Source organism: Limosilactobacillus sp., from assembly GCF_040772465.1.
In the GTDB taxonomy this organism is placed as follows: Bacteria; Bacillota; Bacilli; order Lactobacillales; family Lactobacillaceae; genus Limosilactobacillus.
In genome coordinates, this window is record NZ_JAXGYB010000001.1 from 217658 (window position 1) to 243935 (window position 26278).

The 26278-nt window shown below is 47.4% G+C and carries 30 protein-coding genes; 13 read left to right on the forward strand and 17 right to left on the reverse strand.

What is annotated here, in order from left to right:
* Position 1 precedes the first annotated feature (1 nt).
* The 4 genes from AB3114_RS00875 (at position 2) to AB3114_RS00890 (ending at position 4560) form a co-directional block, all read left to right on the forward strand.
* A complete protein-coding gene (locus tag AB3114_RS00875; protein WP_367341375.1) occupies positions 2–394 on the forward strand; it encodes a hypothetical protein in 393 nt (130 codons plus the stop codon).
* Between the two features lie 150 nt (positions 395–544).
* Positions 545–2071, forward strand: coding sequence for a glucose-6-phosphate dehydrogenase (gene zwf / locus AB3114_RS00880; protein WP_367341376.1), 1527 nt, complete (start codon positions 545–547; stop codon positions 2069–2071).
* A gap of 125 nt (positions 2072–2196) precedes the next feature.
* Positions 2197–3636: an NADP-dependent phosphogluconate dehydrogenase gene (gene gndA, locus AB3114_RS00885; RefSeq protein ID WP_367341377.1), complete on the forward strand. Its 1440-nt coding sequence runs from the start codon at positions 2197–2199 to the stop codon at positions 3634–3636.
* A gap of 207 nt (positions 3637–3843) precedes the next feature.
* A complete protein-coding gene (locus AB3114_RS00890; RefSeq protein WP_367341378.1) occupies positions 3844–4560 on the forward strand; it encodes a transaldolase family protein in 717 nt (238 codons plus the stop codon).
* Positions 4561–4682: 122 nt separating this feature from the next.
* Here the strand turns inward: AB3114_RS00890 and AB3114_RS00895 are convergent, their stop codons facing one another.
* A complete protein-coding gene (locus tag AB3114_RS00895) occupies positions 4683–5150 on the reverse strand; it encodes a universal stress protein (RefSeq protein ID WP_367341379.1) in 468 nt (155 codons plus the stop codon).
* Positions 5151–5304: 154 nt separating this feature from the next.
* On the opposite strand from AB3114_RS00895, the gene AB3114_RS00900 reads away from it, so the two are divergent.
* The 7 genes from AB3114_RS00900 to AB3114_RS00930 all read left to right on the forward strand — a co-directional run bounded on the left by AB3114_RS00900 (position 5305) and on the right by AB3114_RS00930 (position 11573).
* On the forward strand, positions 5305–5775 hold the full coding sequence (locus tag AB3114_RS00900) for an Lrp/AsnC family transcriptional regulator (RefSeq protein ID WP_367341380.1): 471 nt from the start codon (positions 5305–5307) through the stop codon (positions 5773–5775).
* Positions 5772–6731, forward strand: a complete 960-nt coding sequence (locus tag AB3114_RS00905) for a GDSL-type esterase/lipase family protein (RefSeq protein WP_367341381.1) — start codon at positions 5772–5774, stop codon at positions 6729–6731. Before AB3114_RS00900 ends, AB3114_RS00905 begins: the two co-directional genes overlap by 4 nt.
* The gene (locus AB3114_RS00910) at positions 6721–7506 is read left to right on the forward strand and encodes a tyrosine-protein phosphatase (protein ID WP_367341382.1); all 786 of its coding nucleotides are present in this window, start codon (positions 6721–6723) and stop codon (positions 7504–7506) included. The genes AB3114_RS00905 and AB3114_RS00910 overlap by 11 nt, the downstream gene beginning before the upstream one ends.
* Before the next feature lie 75 nt (positions 7507–7581).
* Positions 7582–7806: a hypothetical protein gene (locus AB3114_RS00915; protein ID WP_367341383.1), complete on the forward strand. Its 225-nt coding sequence runs from the start codon at positions 7582–7584 to the stop codon at positions 7804–7806.
* A 125-nt stretch (positions 7807–7931) separates the two neighbouring features.
* The gene (locus AB3114_RS00920) at positions 7932–8969 is read left to right on the forward strand and encodes a zinc-dependent alcohol dehydrogenase family protein (RefSeq protein ID WP_367341384.1); all 1038 of its coding nucleotides are present in this window, start codon (positions 7932–7934) and stop codon (positions 8967–8969) included.
* Between the two features lie 152 nt (positions 8970–9121).
* Entirely contained in the window at positions 9122–9793 is a 672-nt protein-coding gene (locus AB3114_RS00925; protein ID WP_367341385.1) for a dihydrofolate reductase family protein, read from the forward strand.
* A gap of 220 nt (positions 9794–10013) precedes the next feature.
* Complete coding sequence (locus AB3114_RS00930; protein ID WP_367341386.1) at positions 10014–11573, forward strand: bifunctional UDP-sugar hydrolase/5'-nucleotidase; 1560 nt, start codon at positions 10014–10016, stop codon at positions 11571–11573.
* A 78-nt stretch (positions 11574–11651) separates the two neighbouring features.
* On the opposite strand, the gene AB3114_RS00935 is transcribed toward AB3114_RS00930, so the two are convergent.
* The 7 genes from AB3114_RS00935 to AB3114_RS00965 form a co-directional block, all read right to left on the reverse strand.
* Positions 11652–12086, reverse strand: coding sequence for a MerR family transcriptional regulator (locus AB3114_RS00935; protein ID WP_367341387.1), 435 nt, complete (start codon positions 12084–12086; stop codon positions 11652–11654).
* A 42-nt stretch (positions 12087–12128) separates the two neighbouring features.
* Positions 12129–12467 carry a MerR family transcriptional regulator gene (locus AB3114_RS00940; RefSeq protein WP_367341388.1) on the reverse strand — a complete coding sequence of 113 codons (339 nt, stop codon included), beginning with the start codon at positions 12465–12467 and terminating at the stop codon, positions 12129–12131.
* 53 nt (positions 12468–12520) lie between these two features.
* Complete coding sequence (locus AB3114_RS00945) at positions 12521–13186, reverse strand: NAD(P)H-binding protein (RefSeq protein ID WP_367341389.1); 666 nt, start codon at positions 13184–13186, stop codon at positions 12521–12523.
* 151 nt (positions 13187–13337) lie between these two features.
* On the reverse strand, positions 13338–14072 hold the full coding sequence (locus AB3114_RS00950; RefSeq protein WP_367341390.1) for an amino acid ABC transporter ATP-binding protein: 735 nt from the start codon (positions 14070–14072) through the stop codon (positions 13338–13340).
* Positions 14072–14773: an amino acid ABC transporter permease gene (locus AB3114_RS00955; RefSeq protein ID WP_367341391.1), complete on the reverse strand. Its 702-nt coding sequence runs from the start codon at positions 14771–14773 to the stop codon at positions 14072–14074. The genes AB3114_RS00950 and AB3114_RS00955 overlap by 1 nt, the downstream gene beginning before the upstream one ends.
* A gap of 33 nt (positions 14774–14806) precedes the next feature.
* A complete protein-coding gene (locus tag AB3114_RS00960) occupies positions 14807–15595 on the reverse strand; it encodes a transporter substrate-binding domain-containing protein (RefSeq protein WP_367341392.1) in 789 nt (262 codons plus the stop codon).
* A 110-nt stretch (positions 15596–15705) separates the two neighbouring features.
* Positions 15706–16032 (reverse strand): hypothetical protein, encoded by a 327-nt coding sequence (locus AB3114_RS00965; protein WP_367341393.1) that lies wholly within the window; start codon positions 16030–16032, stop codon positions 15706–15708.
* Positions 16033–16166: 134 nt separating this feature from the next.
* On the opposite strand from AB3114_RS00965, the gene greA reads away from it, so the two are divergent.
* Positions 16167–16646, forward strand: coding sequence for a transcription elongation factor GreA (gene greA, locus AB3114_RS00970; RefSeq protein ID WP_367341394.1), 480 nt, complete (start codon positions 16167–16169; stop codon positions 16644–16646).
* 42 nt (positions 16647–16688) lie between these two features.
* Here the strand turns inward: greA and AB3114_RS00975 are convergent, their stop codons facing one another.
* The 9 genes from AB3114_RS00975 to AB3114_RS01015 form a co-directional block, all read right to left on the reverse strand.
* Complete coding sequence (locus AB3114_RS00975; protein ID WP_367341395.1) at positions 16689–17198, reverse strand: O-acetyl-ADP-ribose deacetylase; 510 nt, start codon at positions 17196–17198, stop codon at positions 16689–16691.
* A gap of 13 nt (positions 17199–17211) precedes the next feature.
* Complete coding sequence (locus tag AB3114_RS00980; protein WP_367341396.1) at positions 17212–19122, reverse strand: M13 family metallopeptidase; 1911 nt, start codon at positions 19120–19122, stop codon at positions 17212–17214.
* Between the two features lie 103 nt (positions 19123–19225).
* The gene (locus tag AB3114_RS00985; protein ID WP_367341397.1) at positions 19226–20398 is read right to left on the reverse strand and encodes an MFS transporter; all 1173 of its coding nucleotides are present in this window, start codon (positions 20396–20398) and stop codon (positions 19226–19228) included.
* A gap of 18 nt (positions 20399–20416) precedes the next feature.
* The gene (locus tag AB3114_RS00990; protein WP_367341398.1) at positions 20417–21604 is read right to left on the reverse strand and encodes an MDR family MFS transporter; all 1188 of its coding nucleotides are present in this window, start codon (positions 21602–21604) and stop codon (positions 20417–20419) included.
* Between the two features lie 96 nt (positions 21605–21700).
* A complete protein-coding gene (locus AB3114_RS00995) occupies positions 21701–21988 on the reverse strand; it encodes a hypothetical protein (RefSeq protein ID WP_367341399.1) in 288 nt (95 codons plus the stop codon).
* Complete coding sequence (locus AB3114_RS01000) at positions 21988–23307, reverse strand: VWA-like domain-containing protein (protein ID WP_367341400.1); 1320 nt, start codon at positions 23305–23307, stop codon at positions 21988–21990. Before AB3114_RS01000 ends, AB3114_RS00995 begins: the two co-directional genes overlap by 1 nt.
* Positions 23308–24474, reverse strand: a complete 1167-nt coding sequence (locus tag AB3114_RS01005) for an ATP-binding protein (RefSeq protein ID WP_367341401.1) — start codon at positions 24472–24474, stop codon at positions 23308–23310.
* A gap of 1 nt (position 24475) precedes the next feature.
* Positions 24476–25108: a DNA-3-methyladenine glycosylase gene (locus AB3114_RS01010; protein ID WP_367341402.1), complete on the reverse strand. Its 633-nt coding sequence runs from the start codon at positions 25106–25108 to the stop codon at positions 24476–24478.
* 23 nt (positions 25109–25131) lie between these two features.
* On the reverse strand, positions 25132–25455 hold the full coding sequence (locus AB3114_RS01015; RefSeq protein ID WP_367341403.1) for a hypothetical protein: 324 nt from the start codon (positions 25453–25455) through the stop codon (positions 25132–25134).
* Between the two features lie 127 nt (positions 25456–25582).
* Between AB3114_RS01015 and AB3114_RS01020 the strand changes: the two genes are divergently transcribed.
* A complete protein-coding gene (locus AB3114_RS01020) occupies positions 25583–26218 on the forward strand; it encodes an NAD(P)H-hydrate epimerase (RefSeq protein WP_367341404.1) in 636 nt (211 codons plus the stop codon).
* Positions 26219–26278: the final 60 nt, after the last annotated feature.

The following is a 26278-nucleotide window of genomic DNA, read 5'->3' on the forward strand; positions in this document are numbered from 1 at the left end:
CATGAAAGTATCTCAATATCCTACCAAAGAAGCTGAGCAACTAGCTCAGCATTTTTTTATTCACCGCTATCACGATCGGGGGATGCTCAAGTGGCAAGGATTTTTCCTTTCTGACCACACTGCTGCCCTCAACCGTGCCGAGAAGGCTAAACCGGAGAAACTTCACAAGGCACAGAAAGCTACAGAACTCAATCAACGACTAATGCAAGCCTGGCAAAGTCAGTTCCTAGTACACATTCAGCTCAATGTCCTTGATGAAAATCACCACCCCTTAGCAGTTGATGGACAAGTGGTGGGCATTAACAGTGACCGCGTCGTTATCCAAAAACCGGATCATCACTACTGTCAGTTGCCGCTAACCATCCTTCGCAATGTTATCTCTGAGAAAATCTAAATAAGGTCTTGCCTTGAAGCACGCTGGAAGGTTTATATTGAATGACGTTGGCGATAGCAACTGAAAAGCTCATTTTTCGTGCATTTAGCCATTGGTAAGTCTATAATAGGATGCGCGTTTTATAGCTAATATGTATAACTTTTTGAGGGAGTGAATGAATTGGCAGAAAATCGAGTAGTTATCACCTTGTTCGGGGGTGTTGGCGACCTTGCACGGCGCAAGCTCTACCCTTCATTATTTAGCCTTTACAAGAAGGGCTACTTAGGCGAGCATTTTGCCCTGCTAGGAACCTCACGTCACCCGTTGAGTGATGAAGAATTCCAAAAGATCGTTAGAGAATCAATCAGCAAAGAAACAGAAAATCAAGCTGGTCAAGCTGATAAATTCTCAACTCACTTCTTCTTTCAATCGCATGACGTTACCGATGCCGAACACTACAAGGTACTTTACAAACGGATTGCTGACCTGGACGAAAAATTTGGTGCTGAAGGCAACCGGCTCTTCTACATGTCCGTTGCTCCACAATTCTTTGGCACCATCGCCCGCAATTTAAACAACAAGCACTTGAAGCCAAGCAAGGGCTTCAACCGGCTCATCATCGAAAAGCCATTCGGTAATGACTTTGACTCAGCTAAGAAGCTGAATGACGAGCTTTCCGAGACTTTCCGTGATGACCAAATCTTCCGGATCGACCACTATCTGGCTAAGGAAATGATCCTTAATATCGAAGCACTACGCTTTGGCAACCCGATCATCGAATCCATGTGGAACAACAACTACATTGACAACATCCAGGTAACACTGAGTGAAGACCTTGGTGTTGAAGAACGTGCCGGTTATTATGACGAATCCGGTGCCCTCCGTGATATGGTCCAAAACCACATCATGCAAATTGTTGCCCAGTTAGCCATGGAAGAACCTGTTGCCTTTACCGATAATGACGTCATGTATGAAAAGGTCAAAGCACTGCGGAGTCTTCGCCGGTACTCACCATCAGAGGCTGACGCCAACTTTGTTCGTGGCCAATATGATGCTGACGACAAGGGTGGTCACCAGTACCGTGAAGAAAACGGTGTGGATCCTCACTCTAATACCGAAACCTTCGTGGCTGCCAAATTGATGTTTGATAACTATCGCTGGTACGGTGTGCCATTCTACATTCGGACTGGTAAGAAACTAGCAGACAAGTTTACCCGAATCGACGTTGTCTTCAAGAAGCCCGTTATCGACATCTTCAAGAACCCTCATGGGCAGGACAATGACAGCCAAAACCTGCGTTCTAACGTTTTGACCATTTATGTCGAACCAACTTCTGGCTTCTCCCTGCGTTTGAATGCTAAGAACGCCGGGCAAGGATTCACCACGATTCCAGTTGATTTGGATTACAAGCAAAGCGACGAGGCCCACGATGAAACACCGGGTCCTTACGAGCGTCTTTTCCTCGATGCCCTGGAAAACAACCACACGAACTTCGCTTCTTGGCCACTGATTGCCTACTCCTGGAAGTTCATCGACGTTATCCGCAACCTCTGGGACATTGAAAAGCCCGACTTCCCTAACTACCGTCCTGGTACGATGGGGCCAAAGGCTTCCGATGATCTGTTGGCACGTGATGGTCGTCACTGGATCTACCAAGCTCAGAATCATCAGGATGAAATCAATAAGAATCATCACTAATTTAATGATTCATTTTTTGCATTGGCAGTCTTTCATAAAAAGCAACTATATTCGTAACACTTTATTATGTTTGCAAACGGTTGTTTGCTATAATACAAATAATTAATTTAAGGAGCGTGAATTTGATGTCTGATCAAAAAGCACAAATTGGTGTTGTCGGCTTAGCCGTCATGGGTAAAAACTTGGCACTCAACATTGAAAGCCGCGGTTTTACGGTCGGTGTCTTCAACCGTCACCGCAACCGGACTGATGAAATGATGAAGGACCACAGTGACAAGAAGCTGATCCCAAGTTACACGATCGAAGACTTCGTTAAGTCACTGGAAACCCCTCGGCGGATTTTACTGATGGTTAAGGCCGGTGCAGCTACTGATGCTGTGATCAATCAATTGCTGCCACTGCTGGACAAGGGTGACGTCCTGATTGACGGTGGTAACACTAACTTCCATGACACGATGGCCCGTAATGCCAAGCTGGACAAGTCTGGTATTAACTTCATCGGCATGGGTGTTTCCGGTGGTGAACTGGGTGCCCTGCACGGCCCGGCTTTGATGCCTGGTGGTCAAAAAGAAGCTTACGACCTGGTTGCCCCAATTCTTACCCAGATCGCTGCTAAGGCTAAGGATGGCAAGCCATGTGTTGCCTACATTGGTCCTAACGGTGCTGGTCACTATGTTAAGATGGTTCACAACGGTATCGAATACGGTGATGAAGAGCTGATCGACGAAAGCTACAACATCATGCGTAACGTCCTGAAGATGCCTGTTAAGGACATCGCCGCTACCTTCCATGACTGGGACCAAGGTGAACTGAACAGTTACCTGATCAACATTACGGCCGACATTCTTACCCGGACTGACGACCTTGGCGACGACAAGTCTAAGCCAATCGTTGACATGATTCTGGACCGTGGTGCCAACAAGGGTACTGGTAAGTGGAGTTCAGAAACCGCTCTGGAAGACGGTGCCCCACAATCAGTCATCACGGAAGCCGTTTACGCTCGTTACATCTCCATGATGAAGAAGGAACGTCTGGCTGCCAACAAGGAACTGCCTGCAGAAGTTGAAGAAGCAAAGCTTTCTGACGACGAAAAGAAGGAATTCGTTGAAAAGATTCGCCAAGCCCTCTACTTTGGCAAGGTTATGTCATACGCCCAAGGCTTCGAACAAATGCGGATCGATTCCGAACACTACAACTGGGACCTGAAGTTCGGTGAACTGGCACAGATCTGGCGTGAAGGTTGCATTATCCGTGCCCAATTCCTGCAAAAGATCACCGACGCCTTTGAAAAGAACCCTGACCTGGACAACCTGTTGATGGACGACTACTTCACGGACATCGCCAAGAAGTACCAGATGGCTATCCGGGACGTCGTTGCCCTGGCCGTTAAGGCTGGTGTTCCAGTACCTGCACTGTCAGCTGCCATCAATTACTACGACTCCTACCGTGCTGCCGTTCTGCCAGCTAACCTGCTGCAAGCACAACGTGATTACTTCGGTGCTCACACTTACGAGCGTGTCGACCGTCCTGGTCACTTCCACTACACTTGGTACAAGGAACAATAATTAGCTAAATATTCCTATGTTAGCCTTTTACTTAGTGATATTTGAAGGGCCTAGCATGACCCAGATAATTAAATTTGCCCAAGAAAAGGCTTTCATCAAACTATGTGGTTGACAAATTGTCCCTGAACGCAGACAATATAAACGTACAAAAGTTAATGTTTCAACTCAGTACACTGTTTACTTTCATGCATATTGGAGGAAAAAATAATGCAGGATCTTAAGATCAAGGTATTTTCAGACGGTGCCGTACTTGACGACATGAAGAAGATGGCTAAGCACGACTACCTTAAGGGCTTCACCACTAACCCATCACTGATGAAGCGTGCTGGCATTAAGAACTACATGGACTTTGCCACTGAAGCTGTAAAGGACTTCCCTAACTACAGTATTTCATTCGAAGTGTTCAGCACTGACCCTGACACTATGTTGAAGGAAGCTCACAAGATTACCGCCCTTGGCGACAATGTCTTTGTTAAGGTTCCTGTATGCAACGAAAAAGGTGAACTTAACACCAAGGTTATCAGCAGCCTTTCACACGAAGGTATCAAGGTTAACGTTACTGCCATTGCTACTGCCGACGAAGTTAAGGCAGCTACTGAAGCAGTTGACCCTAACGTTCCTTCATACATGTCAATCTTCGTTGGCCGTGTTGCTGACGCTGGTAACGAATGGGTTGACTTTGTTAAGAAGTCTGTTGAATATGCTCACAAGCTTCCTAAGTGTGAAGTTCTTTGGGCTTCAACTCGTGAAGTAGCCAACATCTTTGACGCACAAAAGATGGGCGTTGACATCATCACTGTTCCACCTGCAATTCTGGAAAAGTTCAACGCTAAGCGTGGCCAAACTCCAATGGAGATTTCAAAGAACACTGTTGATGGCTTCAACAAGGACATCAAGCAACTGGGCTTCAGCATCTTGGACTAAATTAAAATACGTTAGTTAATACTAACTTTTTAAAGCTCCGCTATCATGGCGGGGCTTTTTTTGTACGTAAAAAAGGCCGGAGAGGCAAAACCTCTTCGGCCTTTAGTTTGTCAAAGCATCTATTACTTCTTATCTTTTGGCAACTGGTTGTCATCATTTGTGCGGACAACCAGAACGTCGATGCGGGCGTTGCGGTTAACAAATGACGTAACAGAACCAATCATTGCGCGTTGCATCCGTGACAGACCACTAGCACCAATCATAATTAAATCATTGTGGTGATCGTGCGGAAAATCGAATGAAATAACGGTCTTGGGGTTGCCGAGCCGAACGTGGATATCAATGTTGTCAAAATCCACGTTTTCCAGCAGACCGTCCAAGTAATCCTTTGCTTTTTCTACTAACTGGTAAGCAATGCTCCCATTGGACATACCGGCAAAATTGTATGCCATTGCCCGCGTATCAATAACGTTTAAAACATCGATGTGGGCATCATTACGCTTAGCAGTTGCAATTGCCTTATGAAAGGCTAATTCTGCTTCCTTAGAACCGTCTACCGGAACCAGGATGTTTTCATATTCTTGGCTCATCATCAGACCTCCAATCCCTCTTTAGTTTAATTGTACTACCAACCTCGCCTGAAACAAAAGTACAAAGCTGATTTTCTCTTTCGATTGACTTTAACGAATAAAGCCCCTACAATTTGGTTAAGATTATTAAGTTTTAAGGGAGCTTTTCAAAGCTATGGATAAGATTGACCGTCAAATTATTAATATGTTGCAGCAGAACGCACGCGTATCACTGAAGCAAATGTCGCAGACTTGCTATATTTCGTCACCAGCTATTGCTGCCCGGATCAGTAAACTCGAAAAAAAGGGAATTATTACTGGCTATCACAGCACCGTCAACCTCGAAAAATTGAACTTCCACGTTAAAGCCTTTGTACAAGTCCAATTGGAGCCACGGCAAAAGAAAGAATTCTACCCTTACATCCAACAGATCCCTAACGTAATCGAATGCAACTGTGTGACCGGTGATTTCTCCGAAGTCATGGAAGTGGTCTTCCCATCCACGTCCGATTTAGATGATTTTATCAACGTCATTCAACAAAAATTCGGCAAAACCAGCACCCAAATTGTCTTTAGCACCAGTGTGCAACACCGCGGCGTCACCTTGAACATGCCCGAAGATAATCAAGACGAGCAAGCTCAATGAATTTATCAGCCACACAAATCCCACAATATTGTGAACTGTTTGGTCGTTGGCAAGTGAGAACTATCCACGGACAACAGGTGCTGTACACTACCAATTTAGGTAGCTATTTACGCTTTCGGGTGCTCAAACACGCAGCCATTACCATCAACGCACTCAACAATGGTAATCCCTTGGCAAATCCCCAGGTCTACGCTTGGCGAATTGCGGGTCGATCGTGGCAACGAGTGGCAGTCGATGAAATGCCTCTGCACATTGTCGTGGACCATTCTGTCAATGTCGAGATCATGACCGCCGGCAATAACGACATCGACCAAGTCTGGACTGGCAATCAGGGCTTTGCCATCACTAGTATGGCTATCAGCGGAAAGATCACCAAAGCTGAACCTCGTCAACGCCTCGTCGCCATTGGTGATTCCATCACTGCCGGTTGCTGGGTAGCTGGTAAAAATTCGTCCTTTGACTACCGCCCGGAAAGTAACTATCTCCAACTGGCAGCTGACCAGTGTGGTTTCGACGTCGACCGGATTGCCTACTCTGCTAGCGGCGTGCTTGCCCCGGGAACCGGTGGCGTTCCGTCAGCGGACAAATGGATCGATCACATCGATCGGGATAATGTTTGGCAAGCCCGGCCTTGTCAACTAGTCTTGGTGAACCTAGGAACCAATGATCACCAGCCTGATCCGGCTGTCTTTTGCCAACGCTTTGTGGCCTTAATCAAACAAATTCAGAAGCAGTGGCCTGCTCCGGTGATCGTTCTTACCCCCATTTCACAACGCAACGCATCATTAATCGCAAATGCCGCGCGACAAACTGGCTGCCAGCTAGTCAGCACCCAGGGCTGGTGCCATCACTTTACAGACCACACTCATCCTAACCAGGCCGGATCGGTTGAAATTGCCAAACACTTAGTTAATGTTATTCAGAAAATGAAGGGAGCGTCGACTAATGGAAAATAAACGAATCATCCCCGTCCGCCATGGCTATAACTTCCGTGACCTCGGTGGCTACGAAACCGCAGATGGTCACCATGTCCAATGGGGACGGCTTTACCGCACCGGACGGCTGAACATCCTCGATTCTGACGAACAACAGGGATTCATCGACCGCCACGTTGACCGCATCCTCGACTTGCGTGACAACTGCGAAGTTAAATCAGAACCCGATCCCCAGTGGGATGGGGCCCAGTATCGTCATCTACCCGTTTTTATCTCCGATGAAACCGGGGCTAATCTTCCCTGGTTTTCTTCTAGTCACGATCTGGCAACCGATCCCCACCTGGGCGATCAATTGATGAAAACTGCTTACCATGACATGCTGGCTAAGCCCATCGGTCAAAGAGCCTACCACAACTATTTTGCCAACCTGCTCGCTGATAAAGATGGAGCAGTCGTCTTTCACTGTGCGGCGGGTAAAGATCGGACTGGCGTTGCTGCCTACCTGACATTGCGGTTGCTCGGCGTATCTAAAGAGCTGGCACAACAAGATTACCTGTTGACCAATGACTGCTCAGTGGAACATCGTCAACGACGCGTCCAAGAAATCAAGGCTGCTGGTGGTAACGACATTACCGTCAGCAATGTTATGCAGATGGCAACTGCCAAGACGGAATTTCTTCAAGCTGCACTCGATGTCATTCGCCGGGAAGCCGGCAGTGTCGAAGGCTACTTCAAGGATGTTCTCGGTTTTTCAGATAACGACATTGCCGATTTAAAGCGACTTTACCTGGCATAATCGCGTCACCAGTGAAAAAACGGTATAATAATGATAAAGAGACACGACTCCGCAGCCGCGTAAAGGAGTGATTTGATGGAAACACGTATTTTCTTTAATCCGGGCGACTCAATCGCTAACATCCATGACTACAACGAAGCAATTCGGAAGGGCCAAATTTACAAGAAAGAGAAGAAAGTCGACGACCTGGTTATTGCCAAGGGGCCTAATGACGAAGAATATGCCATCTTTTATGCCAAAGACGAAAAGCCGGCTAGCCAAGAAAAGGCGAAGGCTTACGACGTTAAGAAGCACCTATAAAATACAAGTACCGTTCAGCTCACCAGCTGAGCGGCCTTTTTTCTTCTCACCACTTGCCTTCGAGTCCACTATAGGGTTTATATTAAACACCGTAATGTAAGAAGTTTAATTTAGGAGGCAATCATATGAAAGCAGCAGTTTTCGTTGAACCAGGAAAGATGGAAGTCCACGAAGTCGACAAACCAACACTGCAAAAGCCAACTGACGCCATTCTGAAGATCGTCCGCGCCTGTGTGTGCGGATCTGATCTGTGGTGGTACCGTGGCATTAGTGAACGTAAGCACGGTTCCCTCGTCGGCCACGAAGCTATCGCAGTCGTTGATCAAGTGGGTTCAGCCGTGAAGGATATCAAGCCTGGTGACTTTGTCATCGCTCCATTCACCCATGGCTGTGGACACTGTGCCGCTTGCAAAGCCGGCTTTGACGGTGATTGCATGAACCAGGAAGCTGGTGGCAACGGTGGTTACCAAGGTGAATACCTGCGTTTCACTAACGCTAACTGGGCCCTCGTTAAGATTCCAGGCAAACCTGATGATTACAGTGACGCACAGCTGAATGACCTGCTGACGCTTGCCGACGTAATGGCTACTGGTTACCACTCTGCCGCTAGTGCTGAAGTGAAAGATGGTGACACCGTCGTTGTTATCGGTGACGGTGCCGTTGGTCTATGCGCCGTTATCGGCGCTAAGCTGCGTGGTGCTAAGCGCATCATTACCATGAGTCACCACGAAGACCGGGCCAAGTTGGCTAAAGAGTTCGGAGCAACCGACATCGTTAGTGAACGTGGCGATGATGCTGTTAAGAAGGTGCTGGAACTGACTGACGGCAACGGTGCCGACGCAGTGCTCGAATGTGTAGGTGCGGTTTCTGCCATCGAACAAGCCGGCAAGGTTGCCCGTCCAGGTGCCATCATCGGTCGTGTCGGTGTTCCACAAACGGAACCATCTTCTAACACCCTCTTCTGGAAGAATATCGGTCTCCGCGGTGGAATTGCTTCTGTCACTACGTACGACCGTGAAGTTCTTCTCGATGCCGTTCTCAGTGGCAAGATCCATCCAGGGAAAGTCTTTACTAAGCGCTTTACCCTCGACCAAATTCAACAGGCCTACGAAGCCATGGACAAGCGTGAAGCTATCAAGTCCCTGGTTATCGTTAGCCAATAATGCCAACCATTAATATCATAAGAGCTAGCAGTCAATGCTAGCTCTTTTTCGTCCGATGCCCTATCTGCATGGCTTAATATTAAAAATAGCAATTTCACATAGTTATATGAACATGATACGCTGGAAGCAAATCAACTAAGGAGTGTTTGAATATGTCCAAACCTTACATTATCGTCCACATGATGATGTCTATCGACGGGCGCATCGACTGCGGAATGACTGCCCAGTTGGATGGCAATGATGAATATTACTCCACCTTGTCAGCGATCGATGCCCCAACACGGGTCAGCGGCGGTGTTACGGCTGGCACTGAAATGGCTGATGGTCAAATTAAACAGCAGGATGGCACACCACTAGGTAAAGAAGAATTTGCCAAGAATAACGACGCCAAAGCATACAACATTGCGACTGATTCCAAGGGCTGTCTGCGTTGGTCTGACGAATCCCATGCTACCTTCCCACATCTCATTCTGACGACGACCAATGTCAGCCAGGATTACGTTGACTACCTTAATAAAAACCACATTTCATGGATTGCAACAGGTAACAAACACGTCAATCTTCAACGCGCCATGGAAATCCTAGGTGATCAATTTGGTATCAAACGGCTGGCAGTCGTCGGCGGTGGCCGTATTAACGGCGGCTTTTTAAAGGCTGGTCTGGTAGATGAAATCAGCGTTGTGATCGGTCCCGGCGTCGATGGGCGAAGCAACCAGCCAGCCCTATTCGATGGTCTGACTGATGGACGTCCGGTTCCGTTGAAATTAAAGAATGTCCAGAGTTACCCTGATGGTGCTGTCTGGCTACGCTACCAAGTTAAATAATTTGAATCTATTATTATTCCCCAACTCGCCATGATAGACGGATTGGGGATTTTTTGTCTTATAATCATTTAAAGTTCATAAAACTTCGGAATGGGATTGTTATCAGAACTGCAACTAATATTTTTGCCATCAATAAGCGAACATTAACTAAATATCATTGCTTATTAGTTCGTATAATGCTAAAGTGAAAGTATCTTATTAGACGAACGGGTAAGGATCCATGAAAATTACAATTTTATCGACGAGCGATATCCATAGTCATATCTTTCCAACGAGCTTTCGCAAAGCGGACGACAACCAACCTTTTGGCTACCTTAAGGCAGCTCAGGTTGTCAACGACATTCGTCAGGCCGCTAATCCGAACGAGATGGTCCTGTATATTGAAAACGGAGATTTCATCGAGGGCAATCCCATGGCTGAATATGCTCACGACACTAGACAGAGTAAACATTATGATCAGTTATATTCCCAAATCTTAAATCATATGCACCCGACAGCAGCGGTGCTCGGCAATCACGAATTCAGTTTCGGTCAAGATTACCTCAAACACGTTTGGGCACACCGCCACTTCCCTATTCTCTGTGCGAACATCGGTTATGCCCAAAAACACGGACTGGCGGACAGTCAATATCTGCTTTTGCAAAAGCACGGCGTGAAGGTAGCCATTCTCGGTCTTACAACCCAGTACGTCCCCGAATGGGAGCCAGCACAACACATTACCGGTCTCAAGTTTAGGAGTGCGCTCAGTGCTGCTAAAAAGTGGGTCCCACTCCTTCACCAAGTCGCTGATATTGTCATCGTCGCTTACCATGGCGGTTTTGAAGGAGATCTCGAAACTGGTAAGGCCGTTGAAGCACTCACTGGTGAAAACGAAGCCAGCGCCATCTTAAAGCAAGTTCCGGGGATCGACGCGCTGGTCACTGGTCACCAGCACCGAGAAATTGCTACTAAAGTTAACGGCGTCCCTGTCACCCAACCGGGCTTCCGGGGAGCTAAAGTGGGCTGTATTTCATTGGAAATCGACCAGAATAAGCAAGTCACCAGTAGCCAAAGTCAACTCATCTCGACTAGTGATGCTCCGTTAGAGCCTTACCTGCAGCAGATTACCACCGCGTGGCAGACTGACGTCGAACATTGGCTGAGTCAACCACTTGCTACCATCGATGGTGATATGTTGATTCACGATCCACTTCAGGCTCGCTTACATGGTCATGCTTACCTCGATTTGATCAACCGTGTCCAAATGGATGCTACTGGCACCGATATTGCCGCGACATCCCTCTTCAACGACGAAGTGCGCGGTTTTGACCACCAAGTAACCATCCGCAACGTCCTCAATAGCTACGTCTACCCTAATACCCCAGCCGTTGAGAAAACGACGGGTGCCGACCTGAAAGCCGCCCTCGAACGCTGTGCTTCCATGTGGGAACTCGACGCAGACGGTAACGTGATCGTTGCCGACAGTTTTCTGCACCCGAAGCAACGCCTCTATAATTACGACTATTATTCTGGGATCGACTACACCTTTGACCTGCGAAAACCAGTAGGTCAGCGTGTCACCCAACTGCAATACCACGGCAAGGACGTCCAGCCAAACCAGGTCCTTGAATTCACGACGGGTCGTTATCGTGCTAGCGGTGGTGGCAAGTACCCGATGTTTTCGGCCGCTAAGATCACCCGCCAGATCCATACCGTCACCAGCAAACTGATTATCCAGTACTTACAAAAGCACCCGCAGATCAAAGCACAACAGCCGCATAATTTAACCATCATTAAATAAAACAAGGCTCCAGTATTCGGTCAACCCGAACATTGGAGCCTTTTGTTCAATCAAGCATAATTGGTCACATCATGCCAACTATTCTTCTGGATCATCTTGGTTCTGCTTTTCCAGCATCGCCTTTTTACGTAATTCGTAGTAATTCTTTTCCTCGAGGAAGGGAATTACGTGATCCTCGAAGTGATCTAATTTGTATTTCAGATAATTAATGGTTTGGTTCATTGCGTCACGGCGAGCAACTAGTTGTTCGTACTGCTCTTTGACTAATGATTTTTGGGCCGCACGACTGCCCTTGTGTTCACGGTAGACTTTCACAAAATCAACCAGGGATTCCACTGACATTCCGCCATTGCGCATTGCCTTGATAAAAAGCACCCACTTGATTTCGTTTTCGGTGTAGTCCCGGTAACCACTGCTATTACGGGGAACTTTTGGCAAGAGACCGATGTTTTCCCAATAACGCAGTGTTTCCCGTGAAACATCTAATTGCTCACTAACATCTTTAATGTTCATAATCCATCCTCCATCCTGAACTATTAAGTGTGAAGGTAGTTACTACCTATCTTCAGCTAATTTTTCCAATTGGTCAATAGCCGTTAATAAGCAGTGATGATTATTCTGAATTTTAGCAAGTTCTTCCTTGATCAAAGAGTGTCGTGCTGGTTCGGCCTGATTGCCAAGTGATACCAATTTCATGTATTCACGCTGGAAATCATCAGACACCCCTAGTTGATTCAATATCTTGACGCACTTGAGCCAATCGACATCACGGTCGGAAAAAATGCGTAAACCATCACTATCACGTCGTACTGGCGGAATCAGACCTACCCTTTCCCACCGGCGAATGGTATCAGGTTGGATTGCCAACTGGCTGGCAACTTGTTGAATTTGCATAGTGGTCCCCCATTTTGCTGATTAGTTTGCAGACTGGTTGACAAAACTGAGAATTAGTAAACTGGCCGGTCGTTGCCTTGCGTATCTGGATCAGCAATACCCAAACTATCGTTGGCACCGAATGAAGGATCTGCTACAATCTTCAGAACAACATCGGCAATGGACTTCCGAGAGCCAGATACACCGACAAATGGTTCATCCTTGTGGGTCAGGGTGTACTTCACCTCATCACGGTCGTTCAACCATGGCAAACGCAACGTGGTGTAAGTCAAACCGGAATCTGCTGCTAGCTGGTCAGACTTCACAGCGGCATTGTCGGCAGTGACCTTGCCACCAAAGCAGGTGTCCCGGTTCCACTTACCAAATGCACCAGGCACTTCGTCATAGATGCCCAGCAGGTTGGTCAGGATCAGACGTTTGACCCCTTCCTTCTTCATGGCGTTGATGATGTTATTAGTTGGCCGGTTTTGTCCTTCGTCATGGTCAATTACGGCATTGAACACCATGTCTTGACCCTTGACGGCCTTGTCCACATCAGCAGGGTTGTTGAGGTCGCCTTCGAGGACAGTAACCCGCGGATTGGATGCGAGGTCATTCAGTCGGCTGCTGTTCCGCAACATCAGCGTCAAGTCAACGTCCTTAAACTGGTCTTCGTTTAAAATCCGATCCTCAACCAAGCGAGCAATCTGTCCATTAGCAGCTAAAATAGCGAGTTTCATTATAATTTCCTCCTCTGTTTTTATATCATTTTCAACACTGCTAATGCTAATCCTTATAGCAAACTTTAAGGCAAGGGGAAAATCACAAAAAAATGAAAAACTGGTAATTCACCTCCTCAAGCCTTTGAGAAAGCAAATTACCAGCTCCATCTTAAAATTTCATTGCCGCTAAGAATTCTTTAATCCGCTCGGTTGGGTGGTTAAAGAAATCGTCACTGCTGCCATTAAATTCAATCCGACCGTCTTCCACGAAAATCAACCGGTCAGCAACACGACGGGCAAATTCCATGTTATGGGTAACGACGATCATCGAATGCTGCTCATGAGCTAAGCGTTGCAAGACGCGCAGCACCTGGGCCTCTAATTCTGGATCAAGGGCACTGGTTGGCTCATCAAACAACAAGTAAGAAGGATTCATCGCTAAAGCCCGACAAATGGAAATTCGCTGTTGCTGACCACCAGAGAGTTGGCGCGGGTAACGGTCGGCAGTATCATCTAGGTCCACCTGCCGCAACAATGCGTGTGCCCGCTGGTTAGCCTGGTCAACCGGTTGCTTAAGTACATAGCGCGGTCCTTCAGTGATGTTCTGTAAAACCGTCAAATGAGGAAACAGGTTCCAACTCTGGAAAACCATCGCCGTTTTGCGCCGGGCAGTCAGAATCGTCTTGCTAGTCAGGTCAGAACTAAAATCGATCGTCAAATCGTCGAGCTGCATCGTTCCCTTTTGCGGACGCTCTAATAGGTTGAGTGAACGCAGCAAAGTGGATTTACCGGCACCAGACGGTCCTAAGATCACCGTCGTCTGGTGTTCCGGAAATTCAACCGATACATCCACCAGGGCATGGTGTTCAGCATAACGTTTATCAACATGGCTCAGTTTGATCATTAGGCACCCTCCTTTGAATCGGCAACATAACGGGAGGTCCACTTTTCAAGATAGTGTTGCAAGATGGAAAGGACCGTGCAGAAGACCGCGTAGATAATCGCTACCAGCGAATACATCAGTAATGGCTGGTAGTTGTGAGCGACGATCTGCTGGCTGACCATGAACATTTCCATGATGGTAATCGAGCTGGCCAGTGACGTGTCCTTGACTAAGCTAATAAAGGCATTGGACAGCGGTGGTACCGCGATACGCAAGGCTTGGGGAAAAATGATTCGCCACAAAACCTGTTGGTAGGTCATCCCAATCGAATATGCTGCTTCCCATTGGCTCTGGGGAATAGAATTAATCGATGCCCGAATGGTTTCGGATTCGTAAGCCCCGCAGTTCAACGAGAAAGTAATGATGCCCGCCGTCCACGCGTTGAACTGGATGCCAATATTTGGCAAGCCAAAGAACACGATGAACAGCTGAACCAGCAACGGGGTTGAACGGAACAGCCAAACATAGAAGTCAAAGATCCACTTAGCTAGCTGCCATAAACCATGTACTAGCAAGTTGCCATGTGGATTGGAACGTCTAATCAACGCGGTCACTACCGCAATAATCAATCCCAGGACAAACGAAATGATTGAGATGGGAATCGTATATTTTAAACCAGCCTTGATCAACTGTGGCGTCGTTGTAACGATAATGTGCCACATGCCATTCATCCCCTTTGCTAGGTGCCGCTATCCTTATGGCTTAGTGATGTTGCTGTTAAAGTACTTCATTGACAGGCGCTTCAGCGTACCATTTTTGCGTAAGTGGCTCAGTGCCCGGTTGACCTTAGTCTTCAGGCCTGGGTTATGCTTACTCATTAGAACAGCCACTTTTTGGGTTGGGACTTCCTTTGATGGTACAACCACTGACTTGAGATCAGCCGACGGGTTCTGCCGTTGGTAATAGAGGTAGGCTTCGTTGGCGTCGAGCAAAGCAGCCACCCGTCCTTGCCGTACCAAGGAAACAGCAGCGGAGAAGTCGCTCATCGTTACAACATTACCATGCCACTTCTTAACGTTATCGGCATTGACTGAACCAGTACCAGCAGCAATCTTCTTACCCTTGATATCTTTCATATTGTGAAGAGAATTGTTGTTCTTCTTCATAATCAAAGCATCTTTAGAGTAAATATACGGTGTTGAGAAAGTATAAGCTTTCTTGCGGGCTGGCGTTTCAGCAATATTGTCAAGCACAACGTCGAACTTCTTGGATCCCAGTCCAGCAATCAGTGAGTCCCACTTAGTTGGAACAAACTTAACCTTGTAGCCCATTTGTTTAGCTAGTTTCTTGGACAATTCAATTTCAAACCCAGTCAACTTACCATTCTTCCGGTAGGCATAAGGAGCGTAAGTGCCTTCCACCCCAACGGTTAACGTGTGCGGGTGGATCAGATGAGCCTGGGCACTCTTCTTACCACAACCACTAACTGTTACTGCCAACAACAATGCCGCAGCAACGACAATCAAACGATGCAAAAACTTCATTATTATTTTCCTCTTCTCAAATAGTGAATAACCTTTTAAATTATCTCGCAAAGGCTGCTGGTAAGCAACGATTTGCTACTAACTTTTGAGAAGTGACACAAATGTTCCCATTACCGACCGCCGACAATTTTATCAGCAGCGTCCGATAACTTGAGGGATAGTTTGTCGGCAGAATCCTTAAAGTCACCAATAAAATCCTGGCTTTCAGGACTGACACGACCGACTTCCTTGCCCATAATATCAGTCACAACCAAATCTTTTTGATCCCACTTAACATCGTCGTAATGGCCTTCCAATGCAGCATCCATGTACGCTTGCAGCATGTCTTTTACCGCATCACTAATAACGTCGTCAGCTTCAAGGTGTTTACCATGAACGTTGGCTTGGGCGATCTTCATTGCTACTTCATCCATATTTGACGGAATTTCGATACTCATTTTCCATTCTCCTCTTTTCATCAGGTCACTGGATTAGTGTAACGCCAGGCCTTAAGGACGCGCAATAATTACGGCTGGCTTGACGCTGCAATGGCAAAGAGCCTAGCATAGTGGTCGAGTAAGGGGGAATGCACATGGCTGAAATCCAATTCCAGCAAATGACTAGCAAGGGTTATCATGAAATTCAACAAGAAATCGAAGACCTCAAGAAGCAGCGGCCCTTTAAAATTGCTCAGTTAAAGGCAGCCCGGGCGCTAGGAGATTTATCCGAAAACACCGAATACAGCACTGCTAAACGTGAATTGCGTCATCTGGAAAGCCGGATGCGCTACCTTGATCATCTTCTAACTTACGCTAAAATCGTCGATCCCAAGGACAATGGCACCGTCCAACTCGGAGCCCACGTTACGATTGAATTCACTGATGATCACAGTCAAGAAACCTACCAGATTGTCGGCAAGCAGGAAGCTGAAGAAGCTTCATTAAACGAACAAAAGTTGTCCTTTGATTCACCGTTAGGTAAATCATTAATGCATCAGCAGGTTGGTGACACTGTTAACGTCAAGGCTCCAGCCACAACCTACCAGGTTAAGGTGAAAAAAGTCGAACTCTAGTAACAAAATTGGCCAGCACCCGTAAGTGCTGACCATTTTTCTTTATTCTGCAATCGCCTGTCGATAAGCCTTTGCCGTTCGCGGATCAAAGGCGCAGATAATAACTTCCTTCAAACTATCATCTTTTTGAATGAAATCACGGATCGTTTTAATAGCGATCTTCGCTGCCCGCTCTAACGGGAAGCCATAAACGCCCGTACTGATAGACGAAAAGGCAACGTCGCGGCAATTATTTTGAGCAGCTAACTCCAATGAATGCTGATAGCTGTTTGCCAGCAGTTGGTCCTCATTATGATTACCACCGTGCCAAACCGGTCCCGGGGTATGAATGATGTACTTAGCTGGCAGCTTAAAACCCGGGGTAATCACGGCTTCCCCCGTCCGGCAGCCATGAAATTTCGCACAGGCCGCGTTGAGTTCTGCCATCCCCGCTGCCCGGTGGATGGCACCATCGACACCACCGCCACCACGAAGGCCAGTGTTGGCAGCATTGACGATAGCATCGACCTTCAGCGTTGTAATATCAGCTTCAACAACTTTGATTGTGGTCAATCAGCTCACCGCCTTACCAAATATTAACCCGTTTGTCTGGTGCCAGGTACATTCCATCGCCTTCATGAATTCCAAAGGTGGTGTAGAAGTCGTCCTGGTTCTGGGCTTGGACGTTAGCCCGCAGTTTATTAGGAGCGTGAACGTCAATTGACAACAACAATTGCTTATATTGGTCGGTGGCCTTCATCCGCCAAATCCGGCCCCAATTGATGAAGAAGGCGCGCAGGTCAACATCATCTTCCTGCTTAGCTGCTGAGAGGGCACAGGACAAGCCACCACCATCAGCGATGTTTTCCGAAACCGTTAATTTGCCGTTAACCGGATGCCCAGCAAATTTCAGCCCGTTAAACTCATCAATCATCTTTTGGGCCAGTTTCTGGAAGTGTTCCTTGTCTTCTTTTGTCCACCAGTTATGCAGATTACCGTGTTCATCAAACAATGAACCATTATTGTCAAAAGCATGGGAAATTTCGTGGGCCATAACGGCGCCGATCCCGCCGTAGTTCTCGCTGCTCTTCTGTTTCAGTGAATAGAACGGTGCCTGCAGAATAGCTGCCGGGAAGACAATGATGTTCTTGAACGGAGCGTAGTAAGCGTTGACTGTCGATGCACTCATTTCCCAACGCATTCGGTCGACTTGTTTGCCATAACGGCTAAACTGGTCTTTGCTGAAGGTCACACTGAGGTTATTTAAGTTAGCCAGCAGCGTTTGGCCAGGATCGATCTTCAGTTGGTCAAAGATAGCCGGAATCTTATCCGGGTAACCGACTTGGATGCCCAGATTATCCAACTTCTTAATGGCTTGCTGACGAGTAGCAGCACTGAGCCAGTCGTTGTTACGCAGCCTATTCTCGTAAACGCCAACCATCCGGTGCACCATTTTGATAACGTCCTGCTTAGCTTCGGGGCCAAAGTACTGTTGCCCGTAGTAGGTGCCAAGGACCTGGGAGAACATGCTGCCAGTCAGATAGTAAGCAAATTTGTGTTGGTTAACGGCTTCTTTCCGTCCAGAAATGGCACGGCCGTACGTCCCACTAAGTTGACGCAGCTCTTCACTCAGATAATGTGAATCGGCTACGACCCGCTTAGTCAACAGCCATGACTTAAAGAGTTCAAAGTGGTCAGCCAGGATATCATCCAGGGCTTCGAAGTATGCCGGTTCGGTGACGATGATCTTGTCTGGCGTGGTACCAATCAGCTCTTGGACAATGGCCCGGAGATCAAGCTGCTTAGTGTGTCCAGCAAATTCATCCATCGTCTGTGGATTATAGAGCTTACTGTAATCAGCTGCCTCTTCCGCACTCTTTACGTGTGGAACTAACAAGGAATCAAACTGAACGGCTTGGTCAGCAATGGTTTTAGCATCATCTTCAGTAAAGCCAAACTTCTGCAGCAATTGAACGACCATCTGCTTCCAAATCTTCAAGAGAGCTGGTCCCTGCTGATTATCCTTAGCATAGTAAGTTTTATCGGGCAGGATCAGGCCTGGAGCGCTGGCAAAAAGAGCGTAAGTTGTCGCGTGTTTCATGTCAGCATCGATGTCAAAATCAACGGGTGAAGTCTCGCCACGTAAAATCGTATCTTTCCAGCCGTTCTGGTAATCCTGATAAGATTGCAGCTTCTGAATCCGGTCAACGCCTTCCCGAGATGGTTCGGTGCCCTCTTCATCACGGCGTTTGAAATCACCAGCCAATTGGTACAACTTTAGCATCTCAGAAAACTGGTTAGTCTGTGGGCGCTTATCCTGCTCTTTACCCGCCACAAAGGCGTCAAGATCAGCCATCAGGTGCTTTTCGACTCCATCTTCTAGTTCAACAAAGCCTCCCGTTGCCGGTTTATCCGCTGGAATCTTGGCCTGCTTAACCCAGTCCGCATTGACTGCTTCGTACAGGTCATCCTTAATTTGTTGCTCGTTAATTGCCATCGAGCCACACTCCCTTCAATATTTACCCTTTCAGTATACCAGTTTCTACAACAAAGCCACCCTGATAAGCACTGCAAGAACAGACCTACCTGGGTGGCTAATTTTATTTAGATGGGGCAAGGCGTTTCCCATGAATGATTAATATTTCCCGGGCAATAATCAAGGCAACCACCACAACGATAAATAGTGGTTGGTAGCCAAAATGATCAATCATGAGGCCACCCCAAAATGGTCCCAGTGCCTTGCCGACAGAAGAAAAGACATTAACCAGTCCTTGATTGCGTCCCTTCTGCGCATAAGGTGTATTTTCATCGACAACAACAGGAGCCGCTGGAACGTAGAGTGCTTCACCACAAGTTAAGAAAATCATCCCCGCGATAATCCAAGCACTCTGGTGAGAACAGATGATCACTACAAAAGAAAGGAGGCAAAAGAGTAACCCCGTACGGGCTTGACCCAGTGCCTGCTTGAAGATGTGTGGATTACGCAAAAGCAGCAGTTGGATGACAGTGATGCCAATACCATTGATAACCCATAAATGGCTATAAAAGGTTGGCCGGTAGTGTAGTTCTGCCAAATAAACAGACATATTAGTCATCCACTGGGAATAACAGAGCCACATTATTAGGAGGCTGGCCATTACTAGCCAGATAATTAAAGCCGTTTTTCCACTAGACTTATGGCGTGAGCCTTGCCGATTCAGTGTCGCAGCCTTATTAGGATATTTAAACGGCATCACCAATAAAGCAAAGGCCAAGACACAGGTAGCAATAATAACGATTACCATCATAAGACGTTGAATGCCGTGACCGTCATACAGATAACCGATTGATCCGGAACCGAGTACCAGACCAATATTGACAGCCAGATAAAGTAAGTTGAAATCGCGGCGTGAATAGCCACCGGCATCCATATAACTGACCATCGAATACTCTACTGTCAGCGCCCAACCGGTTAAAAAACCATACGGAAGTAAGAAGATGACATAACCCAACATCCCGGGCAATATCAAGCCAATTAAGGAAATAATCAGTGTACCGATGATCCCAATCATCAAAACCGCATATTTGTTAAGGCGGTCAAAGAGCTGGCCAGCCACGTAGCTGCCCAGGGCATTTAAAAAAGAGTAGATCATCAATATCATGCCCGTCTGTGTGAGAGAAAGATGGAATTCCTGGTGGAGATACAGCGTACTAACCGGCCAGACCATGCTATAGATTGTGTTGACGAGTAAAGCAATAATGGCTAAACGTGGCAATGTTAACCGACGTTTCACTACACTCACTCCCCCTGATTAGTTTTGTCTGCGTTGCATCCACCTCATGTAAATAACCACTGCCACAATGGACACGGCCATCATGGCAACACAACTAGTGAACAAGAAACGGTAATTCCATTCATCAATCGCAAAACCGCCGTACAACGGACCAATTGCCCGCCCGATCGAAGAAGTCATGCTGACTAAGCCTTGATAGTGCCCGGCTTCGTCTAAAGTAGTCATCGTTGCCACCCAGGCTGGTGCTCCCGGAAGGCTCAGCATATCACCAATCGTCAAAATGATCATTGAGATCGTAAAACCCGCCAGGGAATGGGAGAAGATCAAGATGACAAACGATGAAGCAAAGATGATTAAACCAACGATAATCTGCGTACTTAGTCGCACATACGGTGAGAGCATATTAACTAACGGCTGCCCACATACGATTAATAAACCATTGATCGTCCACAAGAGGCTGTATACGAAGAATGGAATCCCCATATTGGTGATGTGGACCGACATAATACTTTCCCACAGCGAATAAGCGAGGTAAGCGACAATCAAGTTCAGACAAATTAACCGAATCAGGATAATCCGTTGGTGATGGCCAGTGGAACTAACTTTATTCCGTTCTTTGGTTTTACTCTGGGCCCGTTTTTCAACTTTCGTAAAGTTGACGTTAAAGGTGAACAGAGTGACCAGCAGAAGCGCCAAGTAAAAAATCGAGGTGACAACAAAGGTAATGACAATCCCAATTGGGAACAGAACCCCGACGAGTAGCGTCCCAATAACAATCCCGAGATTATAGGCAATATAAATGATGTTGAAAACATAGCGTTGCCCATGTCCCGTAACAGCGGAACCATAAGCGTTAGTGATCGTCATGTTGATTCCGTCACCAAAACTTACCAGTGACATCAGGACGCCAAAAATAGGCCAGCCATGGAAAACAATCAAAAGCACCACGGCGGCCACGGCTATTCCTGCCCCGATGACCGCTGTCAAATACGGACGCCAATGATCAAACAGGTGTCCTCCCAAATAATTGCCAAAAATCATTGCTGCTGACATTATCAGTGTGACGACACCAGCCGTTGTCAGTGTTTGGTGCAGGTAATTATGCACGTACATCGTGGTTAACGGCCACAAAAAAGAGGCTCCGGTGCTGTTCATAAAGCAGGCCACCACAACCCATTTCAATTTGACAGCTGTTCGCTGTCCCATAACAAACTCCTCCTGTTATCAGGCCCCAAAGCTACAATCGATCACCTTAATTTTAACATTTCGCTATTGTGAAAGCGATCAAGGGGAGCAAGGAATCTAATTGAATTCTGCCAGTAATTCTTGGCGTCCTGCGGCGGAAAACCACTGCGGATAACGTGCTATCAACTGACTGGCCGAGCGGTAATCATCTAGGTTCACTCGCCCAGTAATCAATCCCTGCCGCTGCAGCAGACGAGCCCATGATACATCTACTGCGTCCACCAATTCATTAGCAATGGGGCTCTTCTTAAAATCCCAGTCTTCATGCAGCAGCTGGACCGCCCGCTGATAACGTGAACCATGCCTCAAAATCTCGCGCATTTGTTCTGGTGTTAATTCTGCCATCATGAATCCTCCTTGATTTCAATAATTCGGCCAGGCGGGCTAATGACTGACAACTGGTCCCGGCTCGTTGTCAGTAGCCAGACAACGTTGCGGTAGCCATAAGCATTAAGCTGTTTTTCACCCCAGCCGTCAGTCATGATAATCACCAAATGGCCATTCTTGTCGACATGGTGTTGGTGCAGATAGTCAAAAATCGCTTGGAAACTGGTGCCCCCACCACCAACTCGTCGGTAATCCACTCGTCGACCTGGCTGAAGCTGCTGAATTCCTTGTTCCTGAACTTTGGCATCAAAAGGATAGACCGTTGCTTGAACCTGAAATTGTTGACCGAGGGCGTTGATCGTACTTAATAATTGGCTGATCTTGTCATTGGGCATGGAACCCGAATTATCGACGAAGATGTCAAGCTCCATCACGTATTTGGTCATCCGTCCTGGCAAATCCATCCTCATCGGCTGGCGACGGTTAAAGCGACCCCAGGAATCTTGATAGCCACGGGCGACACTGCCTAAATCGAGTCTCAACTGACGACTCCATTTCATCATCGGCCGCTGCCGCGGCTTCTCAAGAGCCTGACGAATATTGCCCGGCAACAGTCCCCGATCATGTTGGGGTGTCTCGCGCCAAGCAGCTTTCAGCAAATTTTGCAGCTGCCCTAAGCGCCAGGTACGGTTGACCCCGCTGCTTTCACCATGCCAACCAAGATGAGATTCCAATTGTGGCAAGGCCTTAGCAGGACGCGGCCTGCTACCCTGCCGTTCATCCAAATGACGGTTGAGGAGTTGCCCATGCTTATCCGTCGTCGGTTGCAACTTCAAATGGGCTTTTTCGATCAACTTGAGGTAAAAAGCCGAGTCCTGGTGAGCTGGGACATTGCGGTGCAACAAACGGCGCAATGATCCTAGTGTCGCAGTCCCAGCAGGCACCTGGTCCAAATACTGGTTCACCGCAATATCACAAGCCACTTTCACATTAGCCTGGTCCGCCCGATTCGCATAACGAAAAGGGTGACGCCAAATAACGTGCAGCGCCTCATGACTCAGCAAGGCCAACAGTTGGTCTGGCTCAATCGCGGTTAATTGTTGCGGATTAAAGGCGATTGCCAATTGCTGATCATGCCAAGTCAGACCCAAAACCGCTGTCGATTGGTCAATGGCGTAACGGGGCAAACGCAACAGTATCTCGCCCGTCAACCGGTTAGTCCGCAATACGTCCACCACCGCTTGGTTAAGGTAGGCATCTGCCAGTTCAGTACCCGTCCCAGTATTCAACTGTGCATTTAGTTGATCATACAAAGTTGTAAGCCGTCGACTTGCCAACTAATCGCTTCCTTTGTCGCTTTGCGTTGCAACCCGCGCAAGCCAGTGATAAAGATTGGCTGCTTGCGGATCATCTCCTAAACGTTGACTGAGTTGCTCTAAGATTGGCTGCTTGCTTTCCCCAATAGCTTCAGCCAAACTATATTGACCGTCCGGGCTCAGTTGTTGAGCTGCTGCTAAAAAATTAGCTGCGTGTTCAGCAATGGACCATCCCTGATGATCATCTTGCTGAATCCACTGCTTCAGGGCGGTTAAACGTCCCATTTCATCTGCCTGTTCAAAGCGGTCACGGTGATTACCATTGGCCAAGTCATCGACTGACAGCTGCTGGCCATGTTCCTTCACAAATTGTGCAAAGGCCACCCCAACTGTCGTACCAAGATCGCCACTAAAGACATCCGCCATGAGAGCATTTTGCTGTCGGGGATTCAATTTCTGTAATTCGGTGAGGTTACGTGATACCCGTTCCCACGAACGTGGTGTCGGGTAAAGATCATCGCCATGTTCTTCTGGCGCCAGGGCATCGGGATTTTCCTGAATATACTGACGTACTAGACGGTGAACCCGGTCGTGCCCGTGATCCTGAACACCGGCCCACTGCAGCCAGTCATCGACTGAACTACGCATGACCAACCGGACGGTCCGGTCACGGATGGCTGCATCCCCAGCCGCGACGGCATAATTACTGTCAGCGAATTCTTCCATGCTACTGTCAGGGTTTTCTGCAATAACAATCTTAACTTCATCGGGTAAGCGGAGAGCATTGACTTGCCGTTGTAAAACCAGGTTCATCAATTCACTCTGGACGGCCTGGGTTCCCCGGTTAAATTCATCCAGAAACCAGATAATTGGTTGCCCAGGGTGCTTTTCAGCCTGTTTAATAATAGAAACCAATGTCTCTGAATAACCATACTGAACATCAGCGAGACGGCCGTAATGCTGGGTCTGGACGAAAGAATCGCTGGTCAACGGTGGCACCGGAATCGCCAAATCGCCTTTTTCTACCAAACTGACGACGGTCGTAAATAGTGACGCCTTCAGGTGTTGAGCAACATCTTTCACCAGGGCTGATTTACCAATCCCGGCTTCACCGACGATGTTGGGAACATTACCTGCCTGTATAATTGCTGGCACCGCAACCAATAACTGTTGGTATGTCAGAGCCATCTTATCGCCTCCATCCTAATGTCTGTTGATTGACTTGCCGTTTTCGCATGCCCGATACGTAGGGATTGCCATCTACGAAAAATCGCCACTGCTCATCAGCGTGTGGCCCCTGTGGTGTCGTCCCAATCCGTTGGGAGCAAGCGATTGTTTCTGGTTGGCGCGCTTGGAAATCGTCGATCGTCAATGGTGCCCGCAACAACGAAGCACCATCTAATTTTCGATCTTGAATTCCCAACGCTTGCACTAACTTAGCTGGGCCATTCGTCATGGCCACTCCCTGACGGTGACGATGATTAGCCATCGTCGCTACACCTTGCAGAGGCTGGATAGCCCGCAGCAACACACTTTGGGGCTCTCCAGTTTCTTGGGTAACGATATCGCAGCAAATCCAACCACGAATCTGATAAAGGTACCACGTTCCCGGAGATTTAAACAGCGAAGCGGTGTAAGCCGTGTGACGTTCTCCGTAAGCATGCGATGCCACATCATTGACACCACAATAGGCCTCCGTTTCGACAATCAATCCAGCCAGTTTTGCCTGACCAGTATCGTAAACCAATCGTTTTCCCAAAAGGTCACGGGCAATTACCGGTGTGGGCCGACCAGTAAAAAACTGTATTGATAATTGTGCCACGATTGCTCACCCCATAATGAAAATCACTGCTTAGCCAAAATATGTTGGCCGTCTTTTAGCAGCTGGTCACTCGCGTGAACTGTCAAAAAACGTTGCATTGGCACCACGCTATGGCGGTCTTTAAACGCTAATGGCAATTCTTCCAAAATCATGACCATCAAGTGGTTTTCCGTCATCAACAATTGACCTGGACGATCAAATTTGCCCTTGGTATGCTTGCCGATGCGCCAAGTGTGGACTTTGACGCCGCCATCCGCATCGCGTTTAAATTGATAGCCGCCATTATCGTCTTCGATGACTGGAATACCCACGTAACGATGAGTTTCATATTTTGCTTTTTTGCCCATAGATCTTGCTCCTTAGCCGTGCTTTTGCCATTCATCTTAGCTAATTCCACGAACTTTGTCATCCCCTGCCACTAACAATAAAAGTGTTATGATATGTCTGTTTACATTATTTTTGGAGGGACCTTTAATGGCAAAAACTGTGACTGCTGAACAAATGAGGCACTATGACCAAGCAACAATTCATGAGATTGGCATCCCATCAGCCGTTTTAATGGAACGGGCAGCATTGGCCGTACGCGATGAAATTTTATCGGGATTTCCGTTGTCACAAGGCAAAGTTGTTATCGTGGCTGGTAGCGGCAATAACGGTGGTGACGTCTTAGCACTCGCCCGTTTGCTTCACATTGCTGGTTTACACGTATCCATCATTAATGTCGGTAATCTTGACCACGCCAGTGATGAACACAAACTTCAGGAACACATTTGCCATTACTACCAGATACCCGAAAGCACTGATTTAAAAGACCTCGACGGTGCAACAATGATCGTCGATGCTATCTTCGGAATCGGCATTAACCGCCCCGTCACTGGCAACTACACCGATGTGATCAAACAGATTAATCAATCATCAGCCGTCAAATTGGCTGTCGACATGCCATCTGGCATCAACACGGATACTGGCGAAGTCATGGGTTGTGCCGTCAAAGCAGACGCAACCGTCACCTTTGCTTTCAATAAAGTGGGACTAACCAAGGATCCTGGTAAGAAGTACGCCGGTCGAATCGTTTTGGCAGACGATATGGGGACGTATGAAGTGAAGTAATAGCCCAGTTAACAACACAAAAATAGGCCTCTAGTGTTCGGATCTAACGAATACTAGAGG

What these genes read in the sequence shown, in the direction of transcription:
- gndA (WP_367341377.1), top strand. Translation starts at nt 2,197, where the DNA reads ATGTCTGATCAAAAAGCACAAATTGGTGTTGTCGGCTTAGCCGTCATG.
- AB3114_RS00905 (WP_367341381.1), top strand. Translation starts at nt 5,772, where the DNA reads ATGAATTTATCAGCCACACAAATCCCACAATATTGTGAACTGTTTGGT.
- AB3114_RS00900 (WP_367341380.1), top strand. Translation starts at nt 5,305, where the DNA reads ATGGATAAGATTGACCGTCAAATTATTAATATGTTGCAGCAGAACGCA.
- AB3114_RS01020 (WP_367341404.1), top strand. Translation starts at nt 25,583, where the DNA reads ATGGCAAAAACTGTGACTGCTGAACAAATGAGGCACTATGACCAAGCA.
- AB3114_RS00935 (WP_367341387.1), bottom strand. Translation starts at nt 12,086, where the DNA reads ATGAACATTAAAGATGTTAGTGAGCAATTAGATGTTTCACGGGAAACA.
- AB3114_RS00950 (WP_367341390.1), bottom strand. Translation starts at nt 14,072, where the DNA reads ATGATCAAACTGAGCCATGTTGATAAACGTTATGCTGAACACCATGCC.
- AB3114_RS00920 (WP_367341384.1), top strand. Translation starts at nt 7,932, where the DNA reads ATGAAAGCAGCAGTTTTCGTTGAACCAGGAAAGATGGAAGTCCACGAA.
- AB3114_RS00925 (WP_367341385.1), top strand. Translation starts at nt 9,122, where the DNA reads ATGTCCAAACCTTACATTATCGTCCACATGATGATGTCTATCGACGGG.
- AB3114_RS00915 (WP_367341383.1), top strand. Translation starts at nt 7,582, where the DNA reads ATGGAAACACGTATTTTCTTTAATCCGGGCGACTCAATCGCTAACATC.
- AB3114_RS01005 (WP_367341401.1), bottom strand. Translation starts at nt 24,474, where the DNA reads ATGGCTCTGACATACCAACAGTTATTGGTTGCGGTGCCAGCAATTATA.
- greA (WP_367341394.1), top strand. Translation starts at nt 16,167, where the DNA reads ATGGCTGAAATCCAATTCCAGCAAATGACTAGCAAGGGTTATCATGAA.
- AB3114_RS01015 (WP_367341403.1), bottom strand. Translation starts at nt 25,455, where the DNA reads ATGGGCAAAAAAGCAAAATATGAAACTCATCGTTACGTGGGTATTCCA.
- AB3114_RS00995 (WP_367341399.1), bottom strand. Translation starts at nt 21,988, where the DNA reads ATGGCAGAATTAACACCAGAACAAATGCGCGAGATTTTGAGGCATGGT.
- AB3114_RS00965 (WP_367341393.1), bottom strand. Translation starts at nt 16,032, where the DNA reads ATGAGTATCGAAATTCCGTCAAATATGGATGAAGTAGCAATGAAGATC.
- AB3114_RS00990 (WP_367341398.1), bottom strand. Translation starts at nt 21,604, where the DNA reads ATGGGACAGCGAACAGCTGTCAAATTGAAATGGGTTGTGGTGGCCTGC.
- AB3114_RS00960 (WP_367341392.1), bottom strand. Translation starts at nt 15,595, where the DNA reads ATGAAGTTTTTGCATCGTTTGATTGTCGTTGCTGCGGCATTGTTGTTG.
- AB3114_RS00930 (WP_367341386.1), top strand. Translation starts at nt 10,014, where the DNA reads ATGAAAATTACAATTTTATCGACGAGCGATATCCATAGTCATATCTTT.
- AB3114_RS00940 (WP_367341388.1), bottom strand. Translation starts at nt 12,467, where the DNA reads ATGCAAATTCAACAAGTTGCCAGCCAGTTGGCAATCCAACCTGATACC.
- AB3114_RS00955 (WP_367341391.1), bottom strand. Translation starts at nt 14,773, where the DNA reads ATGTGGCACATTATCGTTACAACGACGCCACAGTTGATCAAGGCTGGT.
- AB3114_RS00945 (WP_367341389.1), bottom strand. Translation starts at nt 13,186, where the DNA reads ATGAAACTCGCTATTTTAGCTGCTAATGGACAGATTGCTCGCTTGGTT.
- AB3114_RS00895 (WP_367341379.1), bottom strand. Translation starts at nt 5,150, where the DNA reads ATGAGCCAAGAATATGAAAACATCCTGGTTCCGGTAGACGGTTCTAAG.
- AB3114_RS00980 (WP_367341396.1), bottom strand. Translation starts at nt 19,122, where the DNA reads ATGGCAATTAACGAGCAACAAATTAAGGATGACCTGTACGAAGCAGTC.
- AB3114_RS00910 (WP_367341382.1), top strand. Translation starts at nt 6,721, where the DNA reads ATGGAAAATAAACGAATCATCCCCGTCCGCCATGGCTATAACTTCCGT.
- AB3114_RS00875 (WP_367341375.1), top strand. Translation starts at nt 2, where the DNA reads ATGAAAGTATCTCAATATCCTACCAAAGAAGCTGAGCAACTAGCTCAG.
- AB3114_RS00890 (WP_367341378.1), top strand. Translation starts at nt 3,844, where the DNA reads ATGCAGGATCTTAAGATCAAGGTATTTTCAGACGGTGCCGTACTTGAC.